Source organism: Rubrivirga aquatilis (assembly GCF_046845665.1).
Classification (GTDB): Bacteria; Bacteroidota; Rhodothermia; order Rhodothermales; family Rubricoccaceae; genus Rubrivirga.
This window is the reverse complement of the sequence record NZ_CP177355.1, coordinates 2,762,135-2,784,959: the sequence shown is the minus strand read 5'-3', so window position 1 is coordinate 2,784,959 and position 22,825 is coordinate 2,762,135. Positions and strand designations below refer to the sequence as shown.

23 protein-coding genes are annotated in these 22,825 nt (G+C 71.2%); 14 read left to right on the top strand and 9 right to left on the bottom strand.

Annotation, left to right across the window (positions count from 1 at the left end; genetic code table 11):
* The first annotated feature begins 36 nt into the window (after nucleotides 1–36).
* From secF to ACLII4_RS12150, 5 genes are all read left to right on the top strand, one after another.
* Nucleotides 37–969, top strand: coding sequence for a protein translocase subunit SecF (gene secF, locus ACLII4_RS12170; protein ID WP_412067674.1), 933 nt, complete (start codon nucleotides 37–39; stop codon nucleotides 967–969).
* 102 nt (nucleotides 970–1,071) lie between these two features.
* Nucleotides 1,072–1,407 carry an STAS domain-containing protein gene (locus ACLII4_RS12165; protein ID WP_412067673.1) on the top strand — a complete coding sequence of 112 codons (336 nt, stop codon included), beginning with the start codon at nucleotides 1,072–1,074 and terminating at the stop codon, nucleotides 1,405–1,407.
* A 78-nt stretch (nucleotides 1,408–1,485) separates the two neighbouring features.
* A complete protein-coding gene (locus ACLII4_RS12160; RefSeq protein ID WP_412067672.1) occupies nucleotides 1,486–2,763 on the top strand; it encodes an adenylosuccinate synthase in 1,278 nt (425 codons plus the stop codon).
* A 59-nt stretch (nucleotides 2,764–2,822) separates the two neighbouring features.
* Nucleotides 2,823–3,674, top strand: coding sequence for a DUF3667 domain-containing protein (locus ACLII4_RS12155; RefSeq protein WP_412067671.1), 852 nt, complete (start codon nucleotides 2,823–2,825; stop codon nucleotides 3,672–3,674).
* Nucleotides 3,671–5,017: a sensor histidine kinase gene (locus ACLII4_RS12150; protein WP_412067670.1), complete on the top strand. Its 1,347-nt coding sequence runs from the start codon at nucleotides 3,671–3,673 to the stop codon at nucleotides 5,015–5,017. Before ACLII4_RS12155 ends, ACLII4_RS12150 begins: the two co-directional genes overlap by 4 nt.
* 104 nt (nucleotides 5,018–5,121) lie before the next feature.
* Here the strand turns inward: ACLII4_RS12150 and ACLII4_RS12145 are convergent, their stop codons facing one another.
* A complete protein-coding gene (locus tag ACLII4_RS12145; RefSeq protein WP_412067669.1) occupies nucleotides 5,122–5,766 on the bottom strand; it encodes a hypothetical protein in 645 nt (214 codons plus the stop codon).
* On the bottom strand, nucleotides 5,763–6,575 hold the full coding sequence (locus ACLII4_RS12140; protein WP_412067668.1) for an S-adenosyl-l-methionine hydroxide adenosyltransferase family protein: 813 nt from the start codon (nucleotides 6,573–6,575) through the stop codon (nucleotides 5,763–5,765). The genes ACLII4_RS12145 and ACLII4_RS12140 overlap by 4 nt, the downstream gene beginning before the upstream one ends.
* Nucleotides 6,576–6,658: 83 nt before the next feature.
* On the opposite strand from ACLII4_RS12140, the gene ACLII4_RS12135 reads away from it, so the two are divergent.
* Genes ACLII4_RS12135 through ACLII4_RS12125 form a run of 3 tightly spaced genes read left to right on the top strand, consistent with a single transcriptional unit; the run spans nucleotide 6,659 to nucleotide 8,560 of the window.
* A complete protein-coding gene (locus ACLII4_RS12135) occupies nucleotides 6,659–7,240 on the top strand; it encodes a GbsR/MarR family transcriptional regulator (protein WP_412067667.1) in 582 nt (193 codons plus the stop codon).
* A complete protein-coding gene (locus ACLII4_RS12130; protein ID WP_412067666.1) occupies nucleotides 7,237–7,617 on the top strand; it encodes a YraN family protein in 381 nt (126 codons plus the stop codon). The genes ACLII4_RS12135 and ACLII4_RS12130 overlap by 4 nt, the downstream gene beginning before the upstream one ends.
* Nucleotides 7,618–7,654: 37 nt before the next feature.
* Complete coding sequence (locus tag ACLII4_RS12125; RefSeq protein WP_412067665.1) at nucleotides 7,655–8,560, top strand: isoaspartyl peptidase/L-asparaginase family protein; 906 nt, start codon at nucleotides 7,655–7,657, stop codon at nucleotides 8,558–8,560.
* A gap of 21 nt (nucleotides 8,561–8,581) precedes the next feature.
* Here ACLII4_RS12125 and ACLII4_RS12120 read toward each other — a convergent pair whose 3' ends face one another.
* The 3 genes from ACLII4_RS12120 to ACLII4_RS12110 all read right to left on the bottom strand — a co-directional run bounded on the left by ACLII4_RS12120 (nucleotide 8,582) and on the right by ACLII4_RS12110 (nucleotide 13,332).
* Entirely contained in the window at nucleotides 8,582–10,036 is a 1,455-nt protein-coding gene (locus tag ACLII4_RS12120) for a SpoIID/LytB domain-containing protein (protein ID WP_412067664.1), read from the bottom strand.
* Between the two features lie 66 nt (nucleotides 10,037–10,102).
* Nucleotides 10,103–10,900: a LytR/AlgR family response regulator transcription factor gene (locus ACLII4_RS12115; protein WP_412067663.1), complete on the bottom strand. Its 798-nt coding sequence runs from the start codon at nucleotides 10,898–10,900 to the stop codon at nucleotides 10,103–10,105.
* Entirely contained in the window at nucleotides 10,897–13,332 is a 2,436-nt protein-coding gene (locus ACLII4_RS12110; protein WP_412067662.1) for a histidine kinase, read from the bottom strand. The genes ACLII4_RS12115 and ACLII4_RS12110 overlap by 4 nt, the downstream gene beginning before the upstream one ends.
* A gap of 37 nt (nucleotides 13,333–13,369) precedes the next feature.
* Between ACLII4_RS12110 and ACLII4_RS12105 the strand changes: the two genes are divergently transcribed.
* A complete protein-coding gene (locus tag ACLII4_RS12105; protein ID WP_412067661.1) occupies nucleotides 13,370–14,179 on the top strand; it encodes a TatD family hydrolase in 810 nt (269 codons plus the stop codon).
* Nucleotides 14,180–14,400: 221 nt separating this feature from the next.
* On the opposite strand, the gene ACLII4_RS12100 is transcribed toward ACLII4_RS12105, so the two are convergent.
* Nucleotides 14,401–14,862, bottom strand: a complete 462-nt coding sequence (locus tag ACLII4_RS12100) for a hypothetical protein (protein ID WP_412067660.1) — start codon at nucleotides 14,860–14,862, stop codon at nucleotides 14,401–14,403.
* On the bottom strand, nucleotides 14,859–16,535 hold the full coding sequence (pruA, locus tag ACLII4_RS12095; RefSeq protein WP_412067659.1) for an L-glutamate gamma-semialdehyde dehydrogenase: 1,677 nt from the start codon (nucleotides 16,533–16,535) through the stop codon (nucleotides 14,859–14,861). Before pruA ends, ACLII4_RS12100 begins: the two co-directional genes overlap by 4 nt.
* Nucleotides 16,536–16,825: 290 nt before the next feature.
* On the opposite strand from pruA, the gene ACLII4_RS12090 reads away from it, so the two are divergent.
* From ACLII4_RS12090 to ACLII4_RS12070, 5 genes are all read left to right on the top strand, one after another.
* On the top strand, nucleotides 16,826–18,085 hold the full coding sequence (locus ACLII4_RS12090) for an ABC transporter permease (RefSeq protein WP_412067658.1): 1,260 nt from the start codon (nucleotides 16,826–16,828) through the stop codon (nucleotides 18,083–18,085).
* Nucleotides 18,086–18,173: 88 nt separating this feature from the next.
* Complete coding sequence (locus tag ACLII4_RS12085; RefSeq protein WP_412067657.1) at nucleotides 18,174–18,650, top strand: redoxin domain-containing protein; 477 nt, start codon at nucleotides 18,174–18,176, stop codon at nucleotides 18,648–18,650.
* 19 nt (nucleotides 18,651–18,669) lie between these two features.
* Nucleotides 18,670–19,047 carry a molybdenum cofactor biosynthesis protein MoaE gene (locus tag ACLII4_RS12080; protein WP_412067656.1) on the top strand — a complete coding sequence of 126 codons (378 nt, stop codon included), beginning with the start codon at nucleotides 18,670–18,672 and terminating at the stop codon, nucleotides 19,045–19,047.
* Nucleotides 19,040–20,035, top strand: a complete 996-nt coding sequence (gene pta / locus ACLII4_RS12075) for a phosphate acetyltransferase (RefSeq protein ID WP_412067655.1) — start codon at nucleotides 19,040–19,042, stop codon at nucleotides 20,033–20,035. The genes ACLII4_RS12080 and pta overlap by 8 nt, the downstream gene beginning before the upstream one ends.
* Nucleotides 20,036–20,051: 16 nt before the next feature.
* The gene (locus tag ACLII4_RS12070) at nucleotides 20,052–20,852 is read left to right on the top strand and encodes a nitrilase-related carbon-nitrogen hydrolase (RefSeq protein ID WP_412067654.1); all 801 of its coding nucleotides are present in this window, start codon (nucleotides 20,052–20,054) and stop codon (nucleotides 20,850–20,852) included.
* Here ACLII4_RS12070 and ACLII4_RS12065 read toward each other — a convergent pair.
* Complete coding sequence (locus ACLII4_RS12065) at nucleotides 20,849–21,784, bottom strand: phosphoribosylaminoimidazolesuccinocarboxamide synthase (protein WP_412067653.1); 936 nt, start codon at nucleotides 21,782–21,784, stop codon at nucleotides 20,849–20,851. The two genes, ACLII4_RS12070 and ACLII4_RS12065, sit on opposite strands and share 4 nt — an antisense overlap.
* On the bottom strand, nucleotides 21,781–22,812 hold the full coding sequence (locus ACLII4_RS12060; protein WP_412067652.1) for a LacI family DNA-binding transcriptional regulator: 1,032 nt from the start codon (nucleotides 22,810–22,812) through the stop codon (nucleotides 21,781–21,783). Before ACLII4_RS12060 ends, ACLII4_RS12065 begins: the two co-directional genes overlap by 4 nt.
* Between the last annotated feature and the right edge of the window lie 13 nt (nucleotides 22,813–22,825).

The following is a 22,825-nucleotide window of genomic DNA, read 5'->3' as shown; positions in this document are numbered from 1 at the left end:
TGAACCCTGAACCCTGAACACCGAACCGTTTTACCCATGCGCATCCTCGAAAACACCAACTTCAACTTCCTTGGCACCAACAAGGACAGTTACCTGATCTCAGGGATTCTCCTGACGGTCGCCATCATTTCCCTGCTCTACCCCGGCCTCGAGGCCGGGATCGACTTCAAGGGCGGCACTGAGTTCATCGTCGAGACCAAGGTCGCGATTCCGTCGACGGAGGTCGCCTCGGCGCTCGGCTCGACGACCGGCGAGGTCTTCCAGGCCAAGGAGTTCGGCAACCCCCAGACCCTCCTCATCCGGACCGCCGCCGGCGGCGACGCCGACGCGCTCGAGGCGACCGTGCTCTCGACCATCAACGAGTCGTTCGCCGGGTCCAACCCGGACCTCGTCGGAAAGTCGCTCGTGACGCCGAGCATCGCGTCGGACTTGAAGAGCAAGGCCATCGTGCTCGTGCTGGGGGCCCTGTTCGTGATCCTGCTGTACATCTTCGTCCGCTTTGACTGGCGCTACGCCGTGGCCGCCGTGATCACGCTGGCGCACGACGTGATCATCGTGCTCGGCCTGTTCGCGCTGCTCCACAACATCACGCCGTTCTCGTTGCAGATCGACCAGGCCATCATCGCGGCCCTGCTGACGATCGTCGGCTACTCGATCAACGACACCGTCGTCGTGTTCGACCGCATCCGTGAGTACGCGCTCCTCTTCAAGACCGAGCCGTACGTCGACATCGCCAACCGAGCCGTCAACACCACGCTTTCGCGGACGGTGCTGACCTCGGGCACGACGTTGATCGCCGTGCTGGTGCTGTTCCTGATCGGCGGCGAGGTCCTCAAGGGCTTCTCGCTGGCCCTCCTGGTCGGCATCTCGATCGGGACGTACTCGTCGATCTTCGTGGCCAGCCCGATCGTGGTGGCGCTGCGCGACAAGTACGCGCCGGCCCGCCGCGCCGTCACGGCGGCGGCGTAGCCGCAGGGGCGGGCGGGGGAGGCGTGCGTCTCCTCCGCCTGTGCCCTTTCACGGGGCGCGCGTCGCTCCGCCGCTAGCTTGCGGCACACCCTCTCTGGCGCCATGACCATCTCTCGTACCACGACCGACGGCGTGGCCGTCCTCACGCTCGACGGCGACGCCCTGGGCGGCCCCGACGGCTCCGCGTTGCACGACGCCCTCCACCAGGCGCGCGGCGAAGGGCCGCTCAATGCCGTCGTGGACTTGTCGGGCGTTCGGCACATGAACTCGTCCGGCCTCGGCATGCTGATCGGCGCGCTGACCACGGCGCGCAACGCCGGCGGCGACCTGCGGCTGGCGTCCGTCGGCGAGCGCATCCGCACGCTGCTCGAAGTCACCCGTCTCGACGGCGTGTTCCAGTCGTTCGACACCGTCGACGCCGCCGTCGCCAGCTACTAGGCGTGGGGAGAAGGGAGGGGGCTCGGGGCGACCGCCCCGTCCTCTTGCCTCTTGCCCCATCCCACATGCCCTGATTCCATGCCAGTCACCGTCGTCATCGGCGCCCAGTGGGGCGACGAGGGCAAAGGGAAGGTCGTCGACCTTCTCGCGCCCGAAACAGACATCGTCGCCCGCTACCAGGGCGGCGCGAACGCCGGCCACACCATCAAGTGGGGCGACAAGACGTTCGTGCTCCACCTCATCCCGTCCGGCGTCTTCCACGACGGCGTGGACTGCGTGATCGGCAACGGCGTCGTGATCGACCCCGTCGCGCTGATGGAGGAGATCGGCCAGATCGAGGCGCTGGGCTACCCCGTCGAGGGGCGGCTCAAGATCAGCCACAACGCCCACCTGATCATGCCGTACCACAAGGCGCTCGATCAGGCCAAGGAGCGCTGGCGCGACGCCGGCGCCATCGGCACGACCGGCCGCGGCATCGGGCCGGCGTACATCGACAAGTTCGCGCGGTCCGGCATCCGGGTCGTGGACCTGCTCGACCGGGACGGGCTGGCGGCCAAGCTCCGCGCGGCCATCGAGGAGAAGAACCACATCTTGCGTGCGATCTACGAGACCGCGCCGCTCGACGTGGAGGCCATCGTCGAGGAGTACGTCGAGTTCGATCAGGTCATCGACCCGTACGTCACCGACACGTCCGCCTTCCTCAACGACGCCTTGCGCGACGGGAAGCGGGTGCTGGCGGAGGGCGCCCAAGGCGCGCTCCTGGATGTGGACCACGGGACGTACCCGTTCGTGACCTCCAGCCACCCGACCTCGGGCGGCGCGTGCACCGGGCTCGGCATCCCGCCGACGTCCATCGACCGCATCATCGGCATCGTCAAGGCCTACTCGACACGCGTCGGCAACGGGCCCTTCCCGACCGAGCTGGACGACGAGGTGGGCGAGGCGCTCCGGTCCGTGGGCCAGGAGTTTGGCGCCACGACGGGCCGCCCGCGCCGGTGCGGCTGGCTCGACCTGGTCGCCCTCGACTACACCTCCCGGCTGAACGGGTTCACCGAGCTCGCCGTCACCAAGCTCGACGTGATGGCCGGGCTCGACGAGCTCAAGGTGTGCGTCGCCTACGAGCTCGACGGCAAGCGGATCACGCGCTTCCCGACCGAGGTCGGCGCGCTCGGCCGCGTCGTGCCGGTCTACGAGACGCTGCCCGGCTTCAGCGGCGACCTGTCCGGTGTCGGCTCCATGGACGAGTTGCCGACGGCGGCAAAGGATTACCTCCAGTTCATGTCCGACCACCTGTCCGTGCCGATCTCGGTCGTCGGCACCGGGCCAAAGCGGGAGGAGACGCTGGTGGCCGCGTAGCGCGAGCCCGGCCCGTTGCCCGGTCGGCGGGGGTAGGTTTCGCCGCCGCCCCCGCTGCCATGCCCGAGGTCCTGTCCGCCGACGTCCGCACGTGCCTCAACTGCGAGGCACCGCTCGCGGGGCCGTACTGCTCGGCGTGTGGACAACGCGACGAGCCGCCGGACCTCCCGCTCCGCCGGGTGCTGGCCGGGTTCGCCGGCGACCTCTTTTCCTTCGACGGCCGGGTGCTGCAGACGCTCGGCATCTTGATCCGTCGGCCGGGCGAGCTGTCCCGAGACTGGGCCGCGGGACGCCGGGCCCGCCACGTGGCGCCGTTCCGGCTCTACCTCTTGTGCAGCCTGGTGTTCGTTGGGTTCTCCGCCAGCTACGAGCTTGCAAAATCGGTCATGGACCCGCCCTCTGCGGAGACCGCCGAAGAGGACGCGGCCGAACGGCGCGAGACGTTGCGGGGGCCCGTCCCGCCCGCCAAGGTCGAGCGGGTCGCCGATTACCTGGACGCGATGCTGGCGCTCGGGAGCCGATGGTTCTTCGTGCTGATGCCGCTCGGCGGGTTCGGGCTCTACGTGTTCTACCACTTCCGTCGCCCGGCGTACACGGCCCATTTTGTCCTGGCGATCCACGTGTTCTGTGTCGTCGTGCTGTTGCTCGCGGCGCGGCGGCTGACGCAGCTGGTCGCGCTCGTGGCGATCGGCGACACGCTCGGCCATTCGTTCGGGGTGGCGAACTGGGCGGTGCTCGGGGCGTGCTTTGTGGCGTCCTACGTCTACGCCGCGCTCGCCATCCGGCGGTTTTATGGGGTGAGCATCCTCAAGGCCTTGGCGTCGGCGCCCGCCGTCACCGTGGGGCCCGTCGTGGCGTGGATGGTCATCTTCGCGACGGGGATGCTCGTCGTTGTCGCCCTGCCTTCGTGAGGGCCTACCGCACCAGCGCCAAGATCAAGCTCGGGCTGATCCTGGCAGCCGTCGCCATCGGCGTGTCGTCGCTGTGGTTCACCAGCCGGTTGGCGGACCGCCTCGAGGCCCAGGACGCGCAGGCCGTCGAGCTGTGGGCGAGCGCCATCGAGTTCCAGTACCGCCTGTCGTCGCGGCCGTCGTCCGAGGCGGTCTACGATGAGCTGGCCGGCCTCGTGCGGTCGGCGGGCCGGGACGATGAGGCGGCCCTGCTGGCGGCGCTGGACACGCTGCGCGACGGGCCGCCGGACGACGGGCTCGATTTCGTGGTCTCCGAGATCATCGTCCCCGACCGGTTCAGCGTCCCCGCCATCATCACCGATGAGGCGTTGACCTATGTCTCGGCGTCTCGAAACGTCGAGGTCGAAGGCGAGGCAGCGCTCGCGTTGGCGTCGGCCTTCGACGCCGTCCACGCGCCGCTCCGGATCCGCGAGTCGCCGAACGGGCCGCTGCTGGTCCACTATGGAGAGAGTCCACTGGCGCGGATGACGAGGCTCTTCCCGACCGTCCAGCTCGGCGTGGTGGCTCTGTTCGTGCTCGTCGGCTACCTCGGCTTTTCGTACCTCCGCCGCAGCGAGCAGTCGAGCCTGTGGGTGGGGATGGCCAAGGAGGCGGCCCACCAGCTGGGCACGCCGTTGTCGTCGATGATCGGCTGGATCGAACTGCTCCGCCTGGGCGACGCGGCCCCGAGCGAACAGATCGCCGACGAACTGGAGCAGGACGTGGAGCGGCTCCGTCGCGTGGCCGACCGGTTCGAGAAAATCGGGTCGTTGCCCACGCTGGAGCCCACGCGCGTCCGCCCGCTGCTCGACGGCGTGGCGGACTACATGCGGCGCCGCGTCCCGACGAGCGCCCCGGTGACCATCACCGTCGACGCGCCCGACGACCTGTGGGCGCGGCTCAACCCGGACCTCTTTGAGTGGGTGGTCGAGAACCTGCTCAAGAACGCGCTTGACGCCTTCGACGGCGTCCCGGGCCCGAACCGGATCGCCGTCGTCGCGCAGGAATCGGGGGGGCGTGCCATCGTGACGGTTCGCGACACCGGGAAGGGGATGGACCGGGCGACGGCGCGGCACGTCTTCCGGCCCGGCTTCTCGACCAAGCGTCGGGGATGGGGGCTGGGCCTAAGCCTGGCGCGGCGTATCGTCGAGACCTACCACGGCGGCGCGCTCACGGTGTCCGAGACCCGGCTTGGCGGAGGGACCACATTCCGCATCGACCTCGACGCCTCGGACCCGGCGGAGAGCGGCGACACCATACCCCCGACCGGCGGAACCACGGGGCCCCCGCCTGGCATGCGGTAGGGTTGGTCGGCAATCGGACAGACCCGGTCGGCGATCTGAGGCCCCGGCGGACTCCGCACGTGCGCGCGGTGCATCGAGACTGCTCACGCCAACGAACTCAGGGCCTAGCTGCCGACCGCCTGTCGAATCCGCTCGGCGACGCCCTCGTCCGGGGTGATGGCCGTGAAGATCATGGCGCGGCGGCGCCACGTCACGGCGAACTGGCCCTGGACAACGCGCGAGTCGACGGGGGAGGGCTCGCTCAAGCCGGCATACGTCCCGTCAGGGAGGTCGAACGACTGGCGGACGCGGTCGAGCAGGATGTAGTCGTAGGCGAACACGACGGCCCGCTCGCCCCCCGCGCCTTCGTACCGGAACGTGGGGACCTGGACGGCCACCGGCTTGATGGCGGACGACGGCTGAACGGCGCCGATGGTGGGGATGCCAACGCCGACGATGGCGAGCGCGGGGAGGTCGGGCGGCGTCACGTCCCAGCCGAGCGCGTCGAGGACGGCCGCTCGCGCCTCGTCCGGACGGGTCGTGCCGAGATCCGGCCGGAAGGTGTCGGCGGTCTCGACGAGGTGCACCAGCACGTCGTCGGCGGACTCTTCGTCGGGCCAGATCCACCACGCGGTGGTGCCGATGCCCACCAGCACGAGGGCCACCAGCGCGACCGTGCGCCACGCTCCGCCTTCGGGCGCCGGCCCGGCCTCGCGGGTTTGCACCCGGTCGAAGGCGGGGAGGCTGCGGACGCCGGAATTCCGACTCATGAGGTCGCGGGCTCGGGAAGGGCGATGCCCTCGAAGACGAGGTTGACGGCGTCGCCGCGCGACACCGAGAGGAGTTGGGCGGCGTCCCCGCGGCTCACGGCGATCTCGAGCAGGCCCCCGCTGGAGAACAACGTCACTGCATCGCCTGCGCTGGCCTCGCCGTAGGTCCCGACGTGATGGCGAAGCACGGCGGACCCTGCAAAACACTTGAACCGGCGGCCGGCGCGCACGGCGTCCAGATCGGCGCGCGTGATGTTGGTCAAGCAGTTGCCGAACGCGTCGACGTGCAGCACCATGCCGTAGACGCCTTGCTCGTCGAGCCGGGGGAGGGGCCAGTGCAGCGGGGTCAGTTCGTCGACGGGCGCGCCGAGGTCGGACAGCTCGGTGCCAGTCGCGAGCCGGGCGGCCGTGGGGCCGAACACGTCCCGGCCATGGAACGTCCGCGAGGGCGCGGAGCGGGCGTCGAGTTCGACGATGTCGGTGATGCTGTCCTGGGAGGCGATGAGCGGCAAGAGGCCGTTGTCCGGCCCGACGAACAATTGGTCGGTGCCCCGCGCCTGAAAGCGGGCGGCGATGGCCCGGCGGTCCGTCCCGACGCCGGGGTCGACCACCACAAGATGGACGGTGCCGGCGGGGAAGTGCCCGACCACGTCGCGGAGCGCGAACGCCGCCGCCATCACGTCCTGCCCCGGGACCTCGTGGGTGACGTCGACCATGGTGAGCCCGGCCGCGGAGCACAGCATGGCCCCCTTCATAGCGGCGACATACCCATCGCGGGTGCCGAAGTCGGTGGTTAGCGTGACGATCACGGCGGGGGGAGTCGCGAGCCCCAAGCTACGGACCTCCGCTCCTCGCGCCAGTCCGCTATCTTCAACGGCCCCCCACGCGTCCAGTGAACATCTCTAGCGAACCCTCTTCCGATCTCAGCGAGCACGGCCTGCGCGCGCTCGACGAGTTCGTGCTTCTTTGGGGCGAAATGGCCTCACACTGGGGCATCAACCGGACGATGGCGCAGATCCACGCCCTCCTGTACGCGACCGCCCGGCCGCTCGACACCGACGAGATCATGGAGCGGCTCCAGATCTCCCGGGGCAATGCGAACATGAATCTTCGGGCGCTCGTCGACTGGAACCTCGTCCGCAAGACACACCAGGTCGGCTCGCGGAAAGACTTCTTCGTGGCCGAGGGCGACGTGTGGACCATCACGACGACCATCATCGAGGAGCGCCAGCGGCGCGAGATCCGGCCGGTCCAGCGCAAGCTGGATGCCGTAGCGACGGAGCTCCGCGAGGACGGCGGCGGGGAGTCGGACGCGGCGCTGGCGGACCGCGTCGACGCCATGGTCGACATCATCGAGGTGTTCGAGGCGTTCACCGGCGCGCTGCTCCCGCTGGTGCGGGGCCGGAGCACGGAGAACGTCCGCCGCGTGACCAACTTCGCCTCGAAGCTGCGCCGCGGGCGCGACGAGTCGTGACGGCCGCCGACGTGGGGCGACGGGGCGAGGAGGTCGCGGCCGAGTACCTGGAAGCGAAGGGGTTCCGCGTCATGGACCGCAACTATCGCTTCGGGCGGGAGGAGGTCGACATCGTGGCCTTCGAGCCCACGCCGAAGAACGACGGGGGCATGATCGTCTTCGTGGAGGTCAAGGCGCGGAGTGGGACGGGCTTCGGGCGGCCCGAAGCGGCCGTCGATGAGGCCAAGCAGCGGGCCATCAAGCGCGTTGCCGAGGCGTATCTGCACGAGCGGCGGCTGATCCCGTCGCCGACGCGGTTCGACGTGGTCGCGGTCCTCTTCGGGAGTGGGCCGCCCGAGATCGAGCACTTCGAGAATGCCTTCGGATACTTCGTCTAGCCCCCGCTCCGGCACGGTCCCGGGGTCGGGTCCTCTCGTGCTGATCCACGGAGGCGCGTGGGACATCCCCGACAACGGGCTGACGGAGCACCTCGACGGGCTAGAGCGGGCGTTGCGGGTCGCCCGGCGGGCCTTCGAGCGCGGTCAGTCGGCGCTCGACGTCGCCGTAGAGACCGTTGCCGCCCTAGAGGACCACTCGGCCTTTGATGCGGGCCGCGGGGCCGTCCTCGACCGCGACGGCCTGCCCCAGCTCGACGCGGGCGTGATGGACGGGGCCGACCTCCGGTGGGGCGCCGTCGCGAACGTGCGCCGCGTCAAGAACCCGGTCCGCCTGGCGCATGCGCTGCTGGCAGCCGACGGGCAGGCGCGGCTGCTCGTCGCCGAGGGCGCCGAGCGGTTCGCCGCCGAGATCGGCCTGCCATCGGTGTCGCCAGAGTCGCTGATCGTGGACCGCGAGCGCGAGCGGTACGACCGGCTGGTGTCGAGCCCGGGCTTTCACACGAGCGCAGCGTTCGCCGGCGAGATGGACGTGCCGCGCGGGACCGTCGGGTGCGTCGTCTGTGACGCCGCCGGCCGGCTGGCGGCGGCGACCTCGACGGGCGGCGCGCCCCTGACGCGGTCGGGCCGCGTCGGCGACTCGCCCATCCCGGGCGCGGGCTTCTACGCCGACGCGAGGGGCGCTGCGTCCACGACCGGCTGGGGCGAGGCCATCCTGACCACTCAGCTTGCGTCGCGGGCTGTCGGAGGGCGCCCGGAGGCCACGGCGGCGGCGGCACTGGCGGACATGGCGGCGCGCGTCGTGTGGCCGGGCGCGCGCATCGCCACGGGGGGCGTCATCGCGCTGGACGCTGCGGGCGCCGGAGGCTGGGCGTTCACCACGCCTCGCATGGCCCGGGGGTGGTGGCGACCAGGCAGGGGTACGACCATCGCCGTGGAGCGCTAGCGGACGGGCTCAGCCCGTCCGCTACCAGGCCGTGCGGCGACGGGCGGTGGACGCTTGAGGGGCGTCGGCGTCCCGCTGGGCGACCGCGACCGGCGCGGCCACCACGGCGGGCCGAACCTCGGGCTGCACCGCAGCTTCCCGCGCCTCTCGGCGTGACGTCGGCCACCGGCGGCCGGAGGCGGGGACGTAGCGGGTGCGGAGGGCCGAGGGCTCGCGCGGGATCGCCTGCGCGGCGTCACCCGGCTCTGGCGCCTGAGCCATGAGGTGGCGGGGCGTGGGCTGCGTCCGGACGGGCGCGTCGGAGGTGGTCGCGACGAGGACCGGCGCGACGGAACCGGCCGAGCCGGAGACGTCGGCACCCAGGAAGTAGTGGCCCAGAATCTCGCGGTAGCTGCGGCCCTGTTGCGACTGCCCAAGGGCCCCGTACTGGCTGAGACCGACGCCGTGCCCGAAGCCGCTGCCTGTGAACACGTAGCGGTCACCCGAGGCCGAGACCTCGAAGCGAGTGCTCCGCACCGTTCGGTCCCCGGCGGCGGCGTTCACCGCACGACGGAACTGCGCCCCGGTGATGGACTCCCGTCGCCCCCCGATCACGCGCATCCGTAGCACGCGGCCGGTGCGCGACCGGCGCTCGACCTCGATCCCGGATACAGAGCCGCCGACTTCAGCGGAGAGCGCCCGAAGGACGGTAGACCGGTTGGCAGTGGTCTGCCACGTATGGTCCGGCGCCCCCTGGTCGTAGGGGTCGGGGACGCCGCGCAGGTACGGGAGGGGCTGCCCGTCCCAGACGGCGTCGTTGTCGGCGGTGTGGCCGCCGGACGACGAGAAGTAGTAGGCGTCCGCGAGCTGGCCGCGGTAGGTCAGGACCTCGCCGGCCGTTTCATGGGCCGCGCGGCGAGAGACGTCCGAGGCCGCGTCGATGCCGTGGAAGACCTGAGACCCGGTGTGGTCGTCGAGGTCGTAGTGAAGGTTTTTCCCGACCCGACGCGCCGCGTACGTCCGCGCCAGCACCGCCTGCGCCTTCGCGCCCTCAACGGCGTTGAAGCCGAACTCGCTGGCGACGACGCTGGCCACGTAGGGCTCCATCGGTGTGTGGTTGACGATGCGGAGGCGGCCGCCGTCCACGAAGGCCACCAGGGCACCGGCATACACCCGGTCGACGCCGGAGGCGCGGACCCGGAGGCGCTCGCCCGTGAGGCGGATCTCGCGGGCCGACAGGTCGGCGCCGCCGAATTCGGCACGGGCTTGGGCGCCGCTCGTGCTCAGGGTGAGCGGGGTGCCTCCCAGCGAGGCCCCTCGGTCGGCGCCGTCGACGCTCACGTACAGGGGCCCCTCGGCCTGCACGGTGACGCGGGTCGGGGCCTGGCGGTCCAGGATCCGCACACGGACGGTCTCCGGGGCGGTCTGGGCGGGAGCGGAGATCGCCAGCCCGCACAAGGCAACGACGACGACGAGGAGGCGAAGAGAGAGGCGCATAGGCCCCTGGTGGATCGGGTCCCCGGCCGCCCGTTCCAATCGGCCGGGTGAAAGGGAACGCCGGGGTTACAGACTGAGCCGGGCTCGGAGCTCGCGGGAGCGGGCCCGGCTCGCGGTCACCTCCATCCCGCCGGACAGCGCCAGCTTATAGCGGCCGGAGAACCACGGGATCATCTCGCGGATCGCGCCGAGGTTGACGATCGCGTTGCGGTGGACCCGCATGAACCGCTCGGGGTCGAGCCGGCTCTCGAGGGCGTCGAGCGTGAAGCTGACGAGGTGCCGGTGGATGCCGCCCGCCTCGTCGACGTACAGGCTCGTGATCCCGTCCTGGACCTCGGCGGCGACGACGCGGTGCGCCTCGATGACGACGAGCCGGTCGCGGCCCTGGACGGTGAACCGCTCGATGGGCGGCCCGCCGGGCGGCGGCGACGGGACGGCCTCGTCGAGCGTGTCGAGCAGGTCCGCCAGCCGGGCGTCGGTGTCGTCGCCGTCGTCGCGGCGTGCCTCGACGCGGGCGAGGGCGGCCTCGAGCCGGTCGGCGCCGATGGGCTTGAGGAGGTAGTCCGTCGCGTTCGCCTCGAAGGCGCGGACTGCGTACTCGTCGAAGGCCGTCGTGAACACGACGTCGGGCCGCTGGCCGGGCGCGAGCGCCTCCAGCACTCCGAACCCGTCGAGCCCGGGCATCTGGACGTCGAGGAAGGCCACGTCGTAGCGGTCGGCGGCGAGCGCCTCGACGGCCTCGACGCCGTCGGCCGCCTCGGCGGGCTCCGCCAGCCGGCCCGCCTCGACGAACGGGTCGAGCAGGCGGCGCAGGCGGGACCGGGCGGGGGCCTCGTCGTCGACGATGAGGGCGCGCAGACTCATGGGAGATCGGGGAGGGGGAGCAAAAGAGTGGCGCGGGCGCCGTCGTCGGTCGGGGCGACGGTCAGCGAGGCGGCGTCGCCGTGCAAGAGCCGCAAGCGGTCGGCGACGTTCGACAGCCCGACTCCGAAGGTCGCGCCGCCGGGGGGCAGGCCGACTCCGGTGTCTTCGACCACGACCGTCAGGGAGTCCGCCGCGCGCCGGGCGGTCACCGTCACGGCCCCGCCGCCGCGCTGCTTTTCGACGCCGTGCTTGACGGCGTTCTCGACCAGGGTCTGCACGGCGAACGCGGGGACGGCGACGTCTTCGGCGTCGGGGTCGATGTCGAGCGTCACGGCCAGCTTGTCGCCGAACCGGGCGGACTCGATGGCGAGGTACCGGCCGACCAGGCGGAGCTCGTCGCGCAGGGGGACGACGGGGCGGCCACTCGCGGTGAGCACGTCCCGAAACAGCGCGGCGAGGTCTTCGACGGTCGCCTCGGCTTGGTCGGGCTTGTCGCCGATGAGCGCCGCGACCGTGTTGAGGGCGTTGAACAGGAAGTGGGGGTTGATCTGGGCCCGGAGCGCCGCGAGCTCGGCGTCGGCGGTCTGGCGCACGAGCGCCCGCTCGCGGTCGACCAGCCGCAAGCGCTCGACGCCGACGGCCAGCTGGGCCGCCATGGCGCGGAGCTGGGCGACGTCCTCGGTGTCGTAGACCGAGAGCCGCCGCGCCTTGCGGCCGAGCACGAGCAGGCCCGCGGGCTCGCCCGGGCCGCTGGTCACCGGAACGGCGAGCGCGGCGTCGAGGCGCCGGAGGCGGTCGGACAGGCCCCGGGGGAGGTCCGCTTCGTCGAGCTCCTCGTTGCGAGCCCAGACGCGGCCCTCGTCGCGGATCCGCGCCCAGACGCGGTCGAGCTCGGCCTCGGTAAACGTGGGGGGCTCGGGGCGGAAGGTGGCCCGGACCCAGCGCTCGTCGGGCGTCCCGCGCGCCGCCAGCAGGAAGACGACGGCGCTCCGGGCCCCGAGGGCGTCGCCGATGGCCTCGGCGGCCTCCTGCGCCAGCGTCTCCACGTCCGCGATCGAGCGGATCCGGTCGCCGAACCGGTCGAGGCGGGCGCGGGCCTGCTGGCGCTCGGTCTGGAGCGCCCGCCGGAAGGCGCCGCGCAGCGCGGGCGCGGCGCGCTCGGCGACCAGGAGGACGGCCACCACCAAGACGCCGAGGGCGACCGGCTGCGAGCCGCCGGGCAGCACGGCGTCGAGCGCGAGCGCGCCGCCGACCACGATCCCGAACGCCAGCGCCAGCGTCACGACGGTCTCCGCGCTGCCCACGAGCAGGGCGTCGAACGCCCCGTACCGCAGCGTCGTGAACGAGACGAGGGCGACCGGGAGGAGCGAGAACAGCTGGAACGCGAGCACGAACCACGCGGTGAGGATCTCGCCATCGCGTGGGCCCGGGCCCAGCCGGGTCGACACCACGAACGCGCCCGCGACGGCGGCGACGGCCACGAGCGCGCTCCCGATCCGGGCCGGTCGGCCCCGGACGGTCGGCGGGCTCAGCGCCATGATCAGCGACGCCCCGGCGACGTAGACGCAGACGTAAAACAGGATCGGGACGGCGAAGGCGTCCGGCGGGAGCGGCCCGACGTGCCCGGTCAGGATGGCCACCGCCACGCCGACGGCCAGCACGACGGGGGGCACGACGAGCGCCCACCGCGCCGGCCCGAGCGCTTCTGCGGTTCTCCGGCCCCGCACGCTCTGGTCGAGCAGGAGGGCGGGGTACGCGATCCAGCCGCCCAGCGCCAGCAGGCTCAGCCCGTCGAAGACGATGCCCGACGGCGTGCCGCCCGCGAGCGGCGGGCCGAAGACGCTCACCCACAGCCAGCGCACCAGGTTGACGCCCACCCACAAGAACGCGGCCCCGATCAGCCGCCGCGATCGCCGCGCGCGGGGACTGCGCCGCGCCAAGGGCGCCACGGTGAGGTACGCCAGCAGGTGCAGGAAGGCGACGACCCCGAAGCCCCACCCGGTCGCCGCCCACATCGCGCTCGAAAACGGGTACAGGAACGTCGGCGTCCGCCCGATCCGGACCTCGGCGGACCGGGGCGTGCCGCCCTGCTCGACCCCGTAGATCAGCACGGTCCCCGTCGCGCGCTCGATCTGGCGCTCCGCCTCGGCGGCCGTCTCGACGGGCAGGAAGTCGATGCTCGCCAGCCGGTCGCCGGGGCGGATGCCCGCGTTCGCCGCCCCGGACCGGGGCACGACGTACGCCGCCACCACGCCGTCGCGGTCGGCCCAGCGCGCGCCGTCGAAGCCGGGCGCGGGCGTCTCGGACAGCGGCAGGCCCACGTCGCGCCGGTACTCGGCCCAACTCCAGCCGAGCGAGGCGAGCGGAAACAGGGCGAGGGCCGCGAGCATCACCGCGAGCGCCCGCGCGAGCCATCGGGGCGGTGCGGTCATGCCGGAATCTAGACCGGCACTGAGGCGTGGCAGGCCCATGACCCATGCCCTCGTCGACACCCACGTTCACCTCTACGCCGACGCCTACGACGCCGACCGCGACGCCGTCGTGCAGCGCGCCCGCGACGCCGGCGTGACGCAGTTCATCGTTCCCGCCGTCGATATCGAATCGGTCGGGGCCTCGCTCGCGCTGTGCGACCGCCACCCCGGCGTCTTCGCGATGGCCGGGCTCCACCCGACCTACCTCGGCGACGCCGCGCCGGATGCGCTGGCGGCCGTCGAGGCGGCGCTGGCGGACGACCGCATGGTCGCGGTCGGTGAGACCGGGCTCGACTACTACTGGAGCCGCGAGCACGAGGAGGCGCAGCGGGCCTCGCTCCGCGCCCACGCCGAGCTGGCGGCGACGCATGGCTTGCCGCTCAGCCTGCACAACCGCGACAAGCAGGGCTCCGACGAGGCCTCGCGCGACATGGTCGCCACCCTGCGCGATGTCCGCGCGCAGCACGGGGATGCGCTCCGCGGCGTCTTCCACTGCTTCGGCGGCCCGTCGTGGCTGGCGGCCGAGGTGCTTGACCTCGGCTTCCACGTCGGTCTGGGCGGGACGCTGACGTTCAAAAACGCGGGCGTTCCCGACACCATCGCCGACATCCCGCTCGACCGGATCGTGCTGGAGACCGACGGCCCGTACCTCGCGCCGACCCCGCACCGAGGCAAGCGGAATGAGCCGGCCTACGTCGCGCTCGTCGCCCAGCGACTCGCCGAGGTGCGCGGCCTCACGGTCGGGGAGGTCGCCCAAGCCACCACGGCGAATGCACGACGCCTCTTCGCGCTGCCCGACCCGGACTGAGCCCTAGTCGAAGTCCGAGCACGACATGTGATAATGGCACCGCATGCAGCGGTATTTGCAGCGGTGGTTGACGAGGCGCCCGCCGCAGTTGGGGCAGTGGTCCCACCAGTGGTCGGCACCAATTCCGTTATTGCATTGGGTCGCGTTCGATTCCGCCCGTTCCCTACTGACCTCCGGGAAGGGGAGGGACGGGGCGGGCAGCTTCGGCGTACGCTCCGGGTTCATGCCTGCGCCATCGTTTCCCCCTCGCGCGCCGCGCCGCGCAGCGCGTCGACGAGCCCGTCGAAGTCGGGCCAGTCGGGGCGGTTGAAGCTCAAGACCGTGTCGCCGAGCCCGACCGTCAGCTCACCGTGCTGGAGCTTGGCCGACCAGACGGGCGCCAGCCGCCCGAGCGGCGGCTCGGACGCGGCGTCCCAGATCGAGTGCACGGCCGCGAACGGGCCCGACACGTCGACCTGGGCGGGCGTCACCAACAAGCGGCTCTGCCCGATCGACGCGGCGACCACGTAGGCGGCGGCCGAGCCGAACACGAACGGCCACAGGATCCCATTCCCCCGGAGCGCCGCCGCCAGCCCGACCGTCATCACGGCGAGCAGCGCGAGGGCGACCGGCCGGGCCTGCGCCTGGAGCGCGAGCCACGGCCGGGCGACCGTCCCAGGGTGGTGGATGCTTTGGAACGTCACGCGTCGAGCGTCGCGTCAGCGGTGGCTCCGTCGCCAGCGGGGGCGCTGTCGGGCTGGTGGAAGGGGTAGGCGTAGTGCGTTGCCGGGACGAACGTCTCCTTGATCGACCGCAAGTTGGCCCAGCGGAGCAGGTTCATCTTCGAGCCGGCCTTGTCGTTCGTGCCCGAGCCGCGCGAGCCGCCGAACGGCTGCTGCCCCACGACGGCGCCGGTCGGCTTGTCGTTGAGGTAGAAGTTGCCTGCGGCGTCCGCCAGCCGGGCGGTCGCCTGCGCGAGGACGGCGCGGTCCTGGGAGAAGACGGCGCCGGTCAACGCGTACGGGCTCGTCTCGTCGACGAGCGTCAGCAGGTCGTCCCAGCCCTCGTCGGCGACGTAGACCGAGGCGACGGGCCCGAAGATCTCCTGCTCCATCGACTCGTAGCGCGGGTCGTCGGCGACGAGCACGGTCGGGTCGACGAAGTAGCCGGTCTCGTCGGAGTACGTGCCGCCGTGCTCGACGGAGACGCCGTCGGCCGCCTGGGCGCGGTCGATGTAGCCGGTGATCTTGTCGAACGACGGCCGGTCGATGACGGCGTTGACGAAGTTGGTGAAGTCCTCGACGGGGCCCACCTTCATCTGGGCGAGCTGGGCCGCGAGCGACTCCTGGACGGCCGGCCACAGCGCCTTCTGGACGTAGATCCGGCTGGCGGCCGAGCACTTCTGGCCCTGGTACTCGAACGAACCGCGCACAATCGCGGTCGCGACGGCGTCGGGGTTCGCCGATTCGTGGGCGACGATAAAGTCCTTTCCGCCCGTCTCGCCGACGATGCGGGGGTAGGCGCGGTAGTCGTCGAGGTTCTCGCCAACGGTCCGCCACAGGTAGTTGAACGTCTTCGTCGAGCCGGTAAAGTGGAGGCCGGCGAGGTGTTCGTTCGCCATCACCGGGTCGCCCACGTCCGGGCCGTCGCCGGGCAGGAACTGGATGACGCCCGGGGGCACGCCGGCCTCTTCGAGCAGGTCGACGATGACCTGCGCCGAGTACGTCTGCGTCGGGGCCGGCTTCCACAGGACGGTGTTGCCCAAGAGCGCAGGCGCGGTCGCGAGGTTGGCGGCGATCGACGTGAAGTTGAACGGGCTCACGGCGAACACGAACCCTTCGAGCGGCCTGTACTCGGTCCGGTTCCACAGCCCGGGCGAGCTGATCGGCTGCTCCTCGAGCATCTCGCGGTAGAACTGGACGTTGAACCGGAAAAAGTCGACCATCTCGCACGCCGCGTCGATCTCGGCCTGGTACGGGTTCTTCGACTGGCCGAGCATCGTGGCCGCGTTCATGCGGTCGCGGTACGGGCCCGCCAGCAGGTCGGCGGCCTTGAGGAAGATGGCCGCGCGGTCGGACCATGCCATCCGCGCCCAGTCGTGGCGGGCGTCGAGGGCGCCGGTGATGGCGCGCTGCACGTCCTCGGGGCGGGCCTTGTGGAACTGGCCCAAGCTGCGGGCATGCTCGTGCGGCGGCCGCATCGTCTCGGTCCGCCCGGTCTCGACGCGCTCGCCGTTGATGACGGGGAACACCTCGATGGGCGTGTCGCGCATGGCGAGGAGCGTCGCCTTGAGCGAGGCGCGCTCGGGGCTGCCGGGGGCGTAGTCGCGGACGGGCTCGTTGACGGCCGGGGGCGGGCTGGCGATGGCGTTGTGCATCTGTCGGGGAAGGCTGGGCAGAGGGAGACCGGCAAGATAGAGAGCCCGGTGGGGAGCCCTCGCGAAGCCGTGGCTCTACCGTATGGCCAAGCGATGGTGAGAGGACGATTCGGAGGTCGAGCGTGGAGCGTCGGTAGTCCCGTACGGAAGGCGTGGACCCACGCCCCACGTCCCACACCCTACTCCGACGCCGTGTCGCCGGCGCCCCTTTCGCCCCGCATCCGCCGGGTCTCCGCTGGCGCGAGCCCCGATCCGGCCGGACCTTGCGCTCCCGACCCCTCGTCCACCGCATGCCCCTCATCGGCCCCTTCGAGCGCACGCTCGCGCTCCGCTACCTCCGGGGCGCGAGCGGCCGCGACGAGCGGCGGGGCTTCCTGCGCTTCGTCGTCCTCGCGGCCATCGGCGGCGTGGCGGTCGGGACGGGCGCGCTCCTGCTGGCGCTGATGATCGTGCGGGGCTTCAGCCAGGAGATCGAGGCCAAGATCGTGGGGTTCGGGCAGCACGTCCAAGTCGAGACCTACCTCGGCGACCCGATCGCGAACGTCGACAGCGTCTCGCAAGCGGTCGCCGCGCTCGACGGCGTCGTCCACGTCGCGCCCGCCGTCGTCGACTTCGCGCTGCTCAGCGCATGGGGTGAGGACGGGTCGACCGTCGAGGGCGTCGTGCTGTGGGGGACGGCGCCCGATGACCTGCCGTTCGTCGTGGACCGGACGACCGCCGGGACGTTTGACCTGTCCTCGAGCGACGGCCAGCCGGGCGTCGTCGTCGGCAAGGCGCTGGCGGAGCGGCTGGGGCTGACGGTTGGGCAACGCATTCAGGCCTACTCGACGCGTGGTCTCGCCGACGGCTCGATCAACTCGCGGCCCCGGCTGCGCCAGTTCCGCGTCGCGGGCGTGTTCGAGACCGGGCTCGGCGACTTCGACGACCAGTTCGCGTTCGTCTCGCTCGACACCGCCCGCGACCTCTTTTCGTACCCGCCGGGCTCCGTCTCCCGCCTCGACCTCACGCTGACCGACCGCGCCCTCGCGCGTCAGGTGTCCGACGCCGTCACCGACAAAATCGGCCCGCCGCTTTTCGCCCGACCCATCGAGGACGTCTACCGAGGGCTGTTCGCGTGGGTCGAGCTCCAGCAGAGCATCGTGCCTCTCGTGATCTCGATCCTGGTCCTGGTCGCCGCGTTCAACATTGTCGGCGCGCTGCTGATGGTGGTGCTCGAAAAGGCGCGCGAGATCGGGACCGTGCTCGCGATGGGCGCCAGCCGGGCGTCCGTCCGGCGCTTGTTCGTGGTGCTGGGGCTGATGGTGGGCATCATCGGCGCCGCGCTCGGCACGTCGGCGGCGCTCGCGTTCGCCTGGGTCCAGACGGAGTTCGAGATCATCAAGCTGCCCCAGGACGCCTACTACCTCGACCGCGCGCCCGTCGACGTGGCGCTGCTGGACGTCGTCGTGACGGTCGTGGCGACGGTCGTCATCTGCACACTCGCGGCGTACCTGCCCGCGCGAGCGGCGGCGCGCGTCGAGCCCGTCCGCACGATCCGCTTCGGCGGGTAGCCAGGCGCGAGCGCGCGAGCAGGCGGGGCCGGACGAACCGCGCACACGGCGGCGCGTAGCCACGACCCTCTGTCCACCGATCTCCCCGATGCCCATCTCCTCTGGCGACGCCGCCCCCGACTTCACCCTCTTCGACAGCGAGAAGGCCGCGTTCTCGCTCGCCGAGGCCCGCGCCGACGGCCCCGTCGTCCTGCTGTTCTTCCCCGGCGCCTTCACCAGCGTCTGCACGACGGAGCTGAACACGGTTGGCAACAACTACGACCGATACACCGACCTCGGCGCCCAGGTGGTCGGCATTTCGACCGACTCCCCGTTCGCGCTCGCCGAGTTCAAAAAGGCGAACGGCTTCCCGTTTCGCCTGCTCTCCGACCACGACGGCTCGGTCTCCGCCGCCTACGGCGCCAAGTACGACAACGACTTTACGCCGATGAAGCTCGACCGCGTCGCCAAGCGCTCGGCGTTCGTCGTCGGCACCGACGGCACGGTCCAGTACGCCGAGGTGCTCGACAACGCGGGCGAGCAGCCCGACTTCGACGCCGTCCTCTCGGCCCTCGATGCCGGCTAGCGCGATCTGGACTGGACTCGTGGACGGCCCGCTCGACCTCGGCGCCGTCCACGACTACCTCGCCGACGACCGCGCCGGCGGCGTGTGCGTGTTCGCCGGCCGCTCGCGGCGGTGGACCGACGGCGACGAGACGGATCTCCTGAGCTACGACGCCTACCGCCCGATGGCCGAGGCCGAGCTGGCGACGCTCGCGGAGACCGCGAGCGAGCGCTGGGGCGCCGTCCGCGTCGTGATCCTGCACCGGCTCGGCGACGTGCCGCCACCGCAGGCCAGCGTCGCCGTCGGCGTCGCGTGCCCGCACCGGGCCGAGGCGTTCGCGGCGGCGCGGTGGCTCATCGACACCCTCAAAGACACCGTGCCGGTCTGGAAGACCGAGCACGCCCCCGACCATGGCTGACCGTTTTTCGTTCTCCGACCTCCACGACCGCGCGCGCGCGCTCAGAAAGCGGATCGCTTTGCCCGAGGGCGAGGACCCCCGCACGATCCGCGCCGCCGCGTGGCTCGCGGAGCACGGCGTCGTCAAGCCGATCCTGATCGGCGCCGAGGCGACGGTGCGCCGCGTCGCGTCCGAGGAGGGCGTGGCGCTGGGCTCCATCGCGATCGTCGACCCCGCGACCACGGAGCGGCGGCAGGCGTATGCGCAGGCGCTCTTCAACAAGCGCAAGCACAAAGGGCTCACGTATGAGGGCGCGCTCGAGCTGTCCGGCGACGTGCTGTACTTCGGCGACCTGATGGTCGACGCGGGCGACGCCGACGGCTGCGTGGCGGGCGCCGCGCACCCCTCGCCGGACGTGATCCGTGCGGCGATCCAGGTCCTCGGCGTCGCCGCCGACTCCGCGCTCGTGTCGTCGTTCTTCCTGATGGTGCTCCCCGACGGCCGCCCCCTCACGTACGCCGACTGCGGCGTCAACGCGGCGCCCTCGCCCGACCAGCTCGCGAGCATCGGGATCGATGCGGCGGCGAACCACCGCTTCCTGACCGGCCAGGAGCCCAAGGTCGCCTTCCTGTCGTTCTCGACGAAGGGCTCGGCCGACCACCCCGCCGTCGACGCGGTCCGGACGGCGACCGAGACGGCGCAAGCGCGGCGGCCCGACCTCGCCATCGACGGCGAATTCCAGTTCGACGCCGCGTTCGTCCCGTCAGTGGGGGAGCGCAAAGCCCCTGGCTCGGCCGTCGCGGGCGTGGCGAACGTGTTCGTCTTCCCGGATTTGGGGGCCGGCAACATCGGCTACAAGATCACGCAGCGCGTCGGCGGCGCCGAGGCGTACGGCCCCGTGCTGCAGGGCCTGCGGCTCCCGGCCAACGACCTGTCCCGCGGGGCGGACTGGGAGGACATCGCGAACGTGGCCACCATCACGGCGATCCAGGCCGGCGCTGCTCGTTAACGATTCCGTTATTGCAATGATCGTCTCCTGTGTCCAAACCGACCCGGTAAAAGGGGAGACCGAGACCAACCTGCGAGCTGTGGAACCACAGGTCCTCGGTGCCGACGCGGATCTCGTGGTGCTCCCCGAACTGTTCGCCACCGGGTACTTTTTCGATTCCACGGAGCAGGCCGCTGCCCTCGCCGAGCCCGTTGACGGCCCGACCGTCCGCCGGCTGGAGGCGTGGGCTCAGCAGTCGGGCACGACGATCGTCGCTGGGCTCGCCGAGCGCGACGGCGACGCGATCTACAACTCAGCCGTCGTCGTCGCTCCTAATGGGCTCCTCGGCACGTACCGTAAGACGCACCTCTACTACGAGGAGACCCAGCACTTCACGCCCGGCGCCGACGGGTTCGAGGTCTGGACTGTCACCGACCGACGCCGACGGAGCTACCGTCTTGGCGTCATGGTCTGCTTCGACTGGTTCTTCCCCGAGTCGACCCGGACGCTGGCGCTAGAGGGCGCCGACATCATCGCGCACCCATCGAATCTGGTGCTGCCGCACTGCCCCTCTGCAATGCCCATCCGGGCGCTCGAGAACGGCGTGTTCACGGCGACCGCCAACCGAGTCGGAACGGAGTCGAACGGCCGCGAGTCGCTGACCTTCATCGGCCAGAGCCTCATCTGCTCGCCGCGAGCCGAGGTGCTCGCCTCTGCGCCCGACCATGGCGCGTCCGTAGTCCATGCCGACCTCGACCCGCACGAGGCGCGGACGACGGCTCTGAATCCGTACAACGACCGAGTCGGCGACCGCCGCCCGGACCTCTACGCGAACTAGAGGCTCGCGAGCGCCTGTCGGATACGCGCCTCCGGGGTTGGGCTCAAGTCCGGTTGGAACGTGCGGCCGGTGACCGTCTCGTAGAGCTCCACGTACCGGGCGCTGACCTCGGCGACGAACGCCGGTGACAGATCGGGCAACGTCTGCCCGTCTAGGCCCTGGAAGCCGTTCGCCATCAGCCACTCCCGGACGAACTCCTTCGAGAGCTGGCGCTGCGGTTCGCCCTCCTCCAGGCGCTCGTGGTACCCGTCCGCGTAGTAGTAGCGGGATGAGTCCGGGGTGTGCACCTCGTCGATGACGAGCAAGCGGCCGTCGGGCGCGCGGCCAAACTCGTACTTCGTGTCGACCAGGATGAGACCGCGCTCGGCGGCGATCTCCGTGCCACGCGCGAACAGTGCCAGCGCCAGCTCGGTCGCCTCGTCGAGCGTGTGGGCATCCAGAATGCCGCGCTCCAAGATCTCGGCTCTGCTCGTGTCCTCGTCGTGGCCTTCGAGGGCCTTGGTCGCGGGTGTCAGGATCGGGGCGGGGAGCTGCTCGCCTTCCCTCAGGCCGTCCGGGAGCGGCTCCCCACACAGCTCACGCCCGCCGTCGCGATAGACGCGCCAGGCGTGGCCAGCGAGATAGCCGCGGACAACGAACTCGATGGGCAGAGCCTCACAGGCGACGCCGACGGTCACGTTCGGGTCGGGCACCGACAGCACGTGGTTTGGGGCCACGTCGGCCGTGCGCTCGAAGAAGAACGCTGCGACGCCGTTGAGTACTTGGCCCTTGAGTGGGATGGCCTGTCGGAGCACGTGGTCGAACGCCGAGATCCGGTCTGTGGTCACGAGTACGATGCGGCCGTCGCCGAGTGTGTACGTGTCTCGGACCTTTCCCTGATACCGGCCGCCGAGGCCGAGGTGGGTGGCCGCGAGCGGCGGGGGGAGGGTCATGCCTTCGCGCGTGCGGTCGAGCCGCGCTCGACCAGGGAGAGGGGAAGTTCAACCGACACGCGGTCGTCGGCCGTGCTCCCGATCCGGTGGAGCAGTCGCTCGGTCGCCAGCAGGCCTGCGCGATGCATACCCTGCGCGACGGTCGTCAAGTCGAGGAAGCGGCTCAGTTTGATGTCGTCGTAGCCGACGATGGAGAGGTCGCGGGGGATGATGAGGCCCTGGTCCCGGGCGTAGGCCCACGCTCCAAACGCCTGGACGTCGGACGAGGCGAAGACGCCGGTCGGCCGGTGGTCGAGCGCGAGCAGGTGAGCCATCGCCTCGGCGCCCGCTTCTTCCGAATAGCCCGCGTGCTTGGTGGTCTCGCCTGCGACGACGAGGGTCGGGTCGAAGGGGATGTCGGCTTCCGCCAGCGCTCGCTTGTAGCCGACCAGACGCGGAGCTGACGTGGCACTCCACGCGTGCGACGCGATCAGCCCGATCTGGCGGTGCCCCTGCTCGATGAGGAACGACACCGCACGATAGGCGCCGTCCTCATCGTCCCACCAATAGGCGTCGAGCCCTTCGGCCTGAGCGCCCAGCAGGACGACCGGCGCCGGGAAGGCGCGGAGCTGCTCGGCGAACTCCCCCTCGATTGGCATTCCCATCAACAGAAGTGCATCAACGGCGCCCCGGTTCAGAAAGCGCTGCAGCGTCGCGTGGGGCTGCCCGGAGCCCAGATTGCAGAGCAGCAGGTCGATGTCACGCTCGCGCAGTGCGTCCTTGACTCCCTTGAGCATCTCGACGAAAAAGAGCGACGTCGCCGAAGGCAAGGCGACCGCCACCGAGGTCGTCGAGCCCTGGGCGAGATTCCGCGCTGTCCGCTGGGGACGGAAGTTGAGCTTGCGAATCGCCGAGCGGACCCGGCTGCGCGTGGCGTCCGAGACCTCCTCGGACCCGTTGAGGACACGCGAGACCGTCGAGATTGCGACGCCCGCCTCGTCAGCGACGTCGTAGATCGTAGGCCGGTTCGGAGCGGGGCGCTGGGGCATGGGCGTCAGGGGA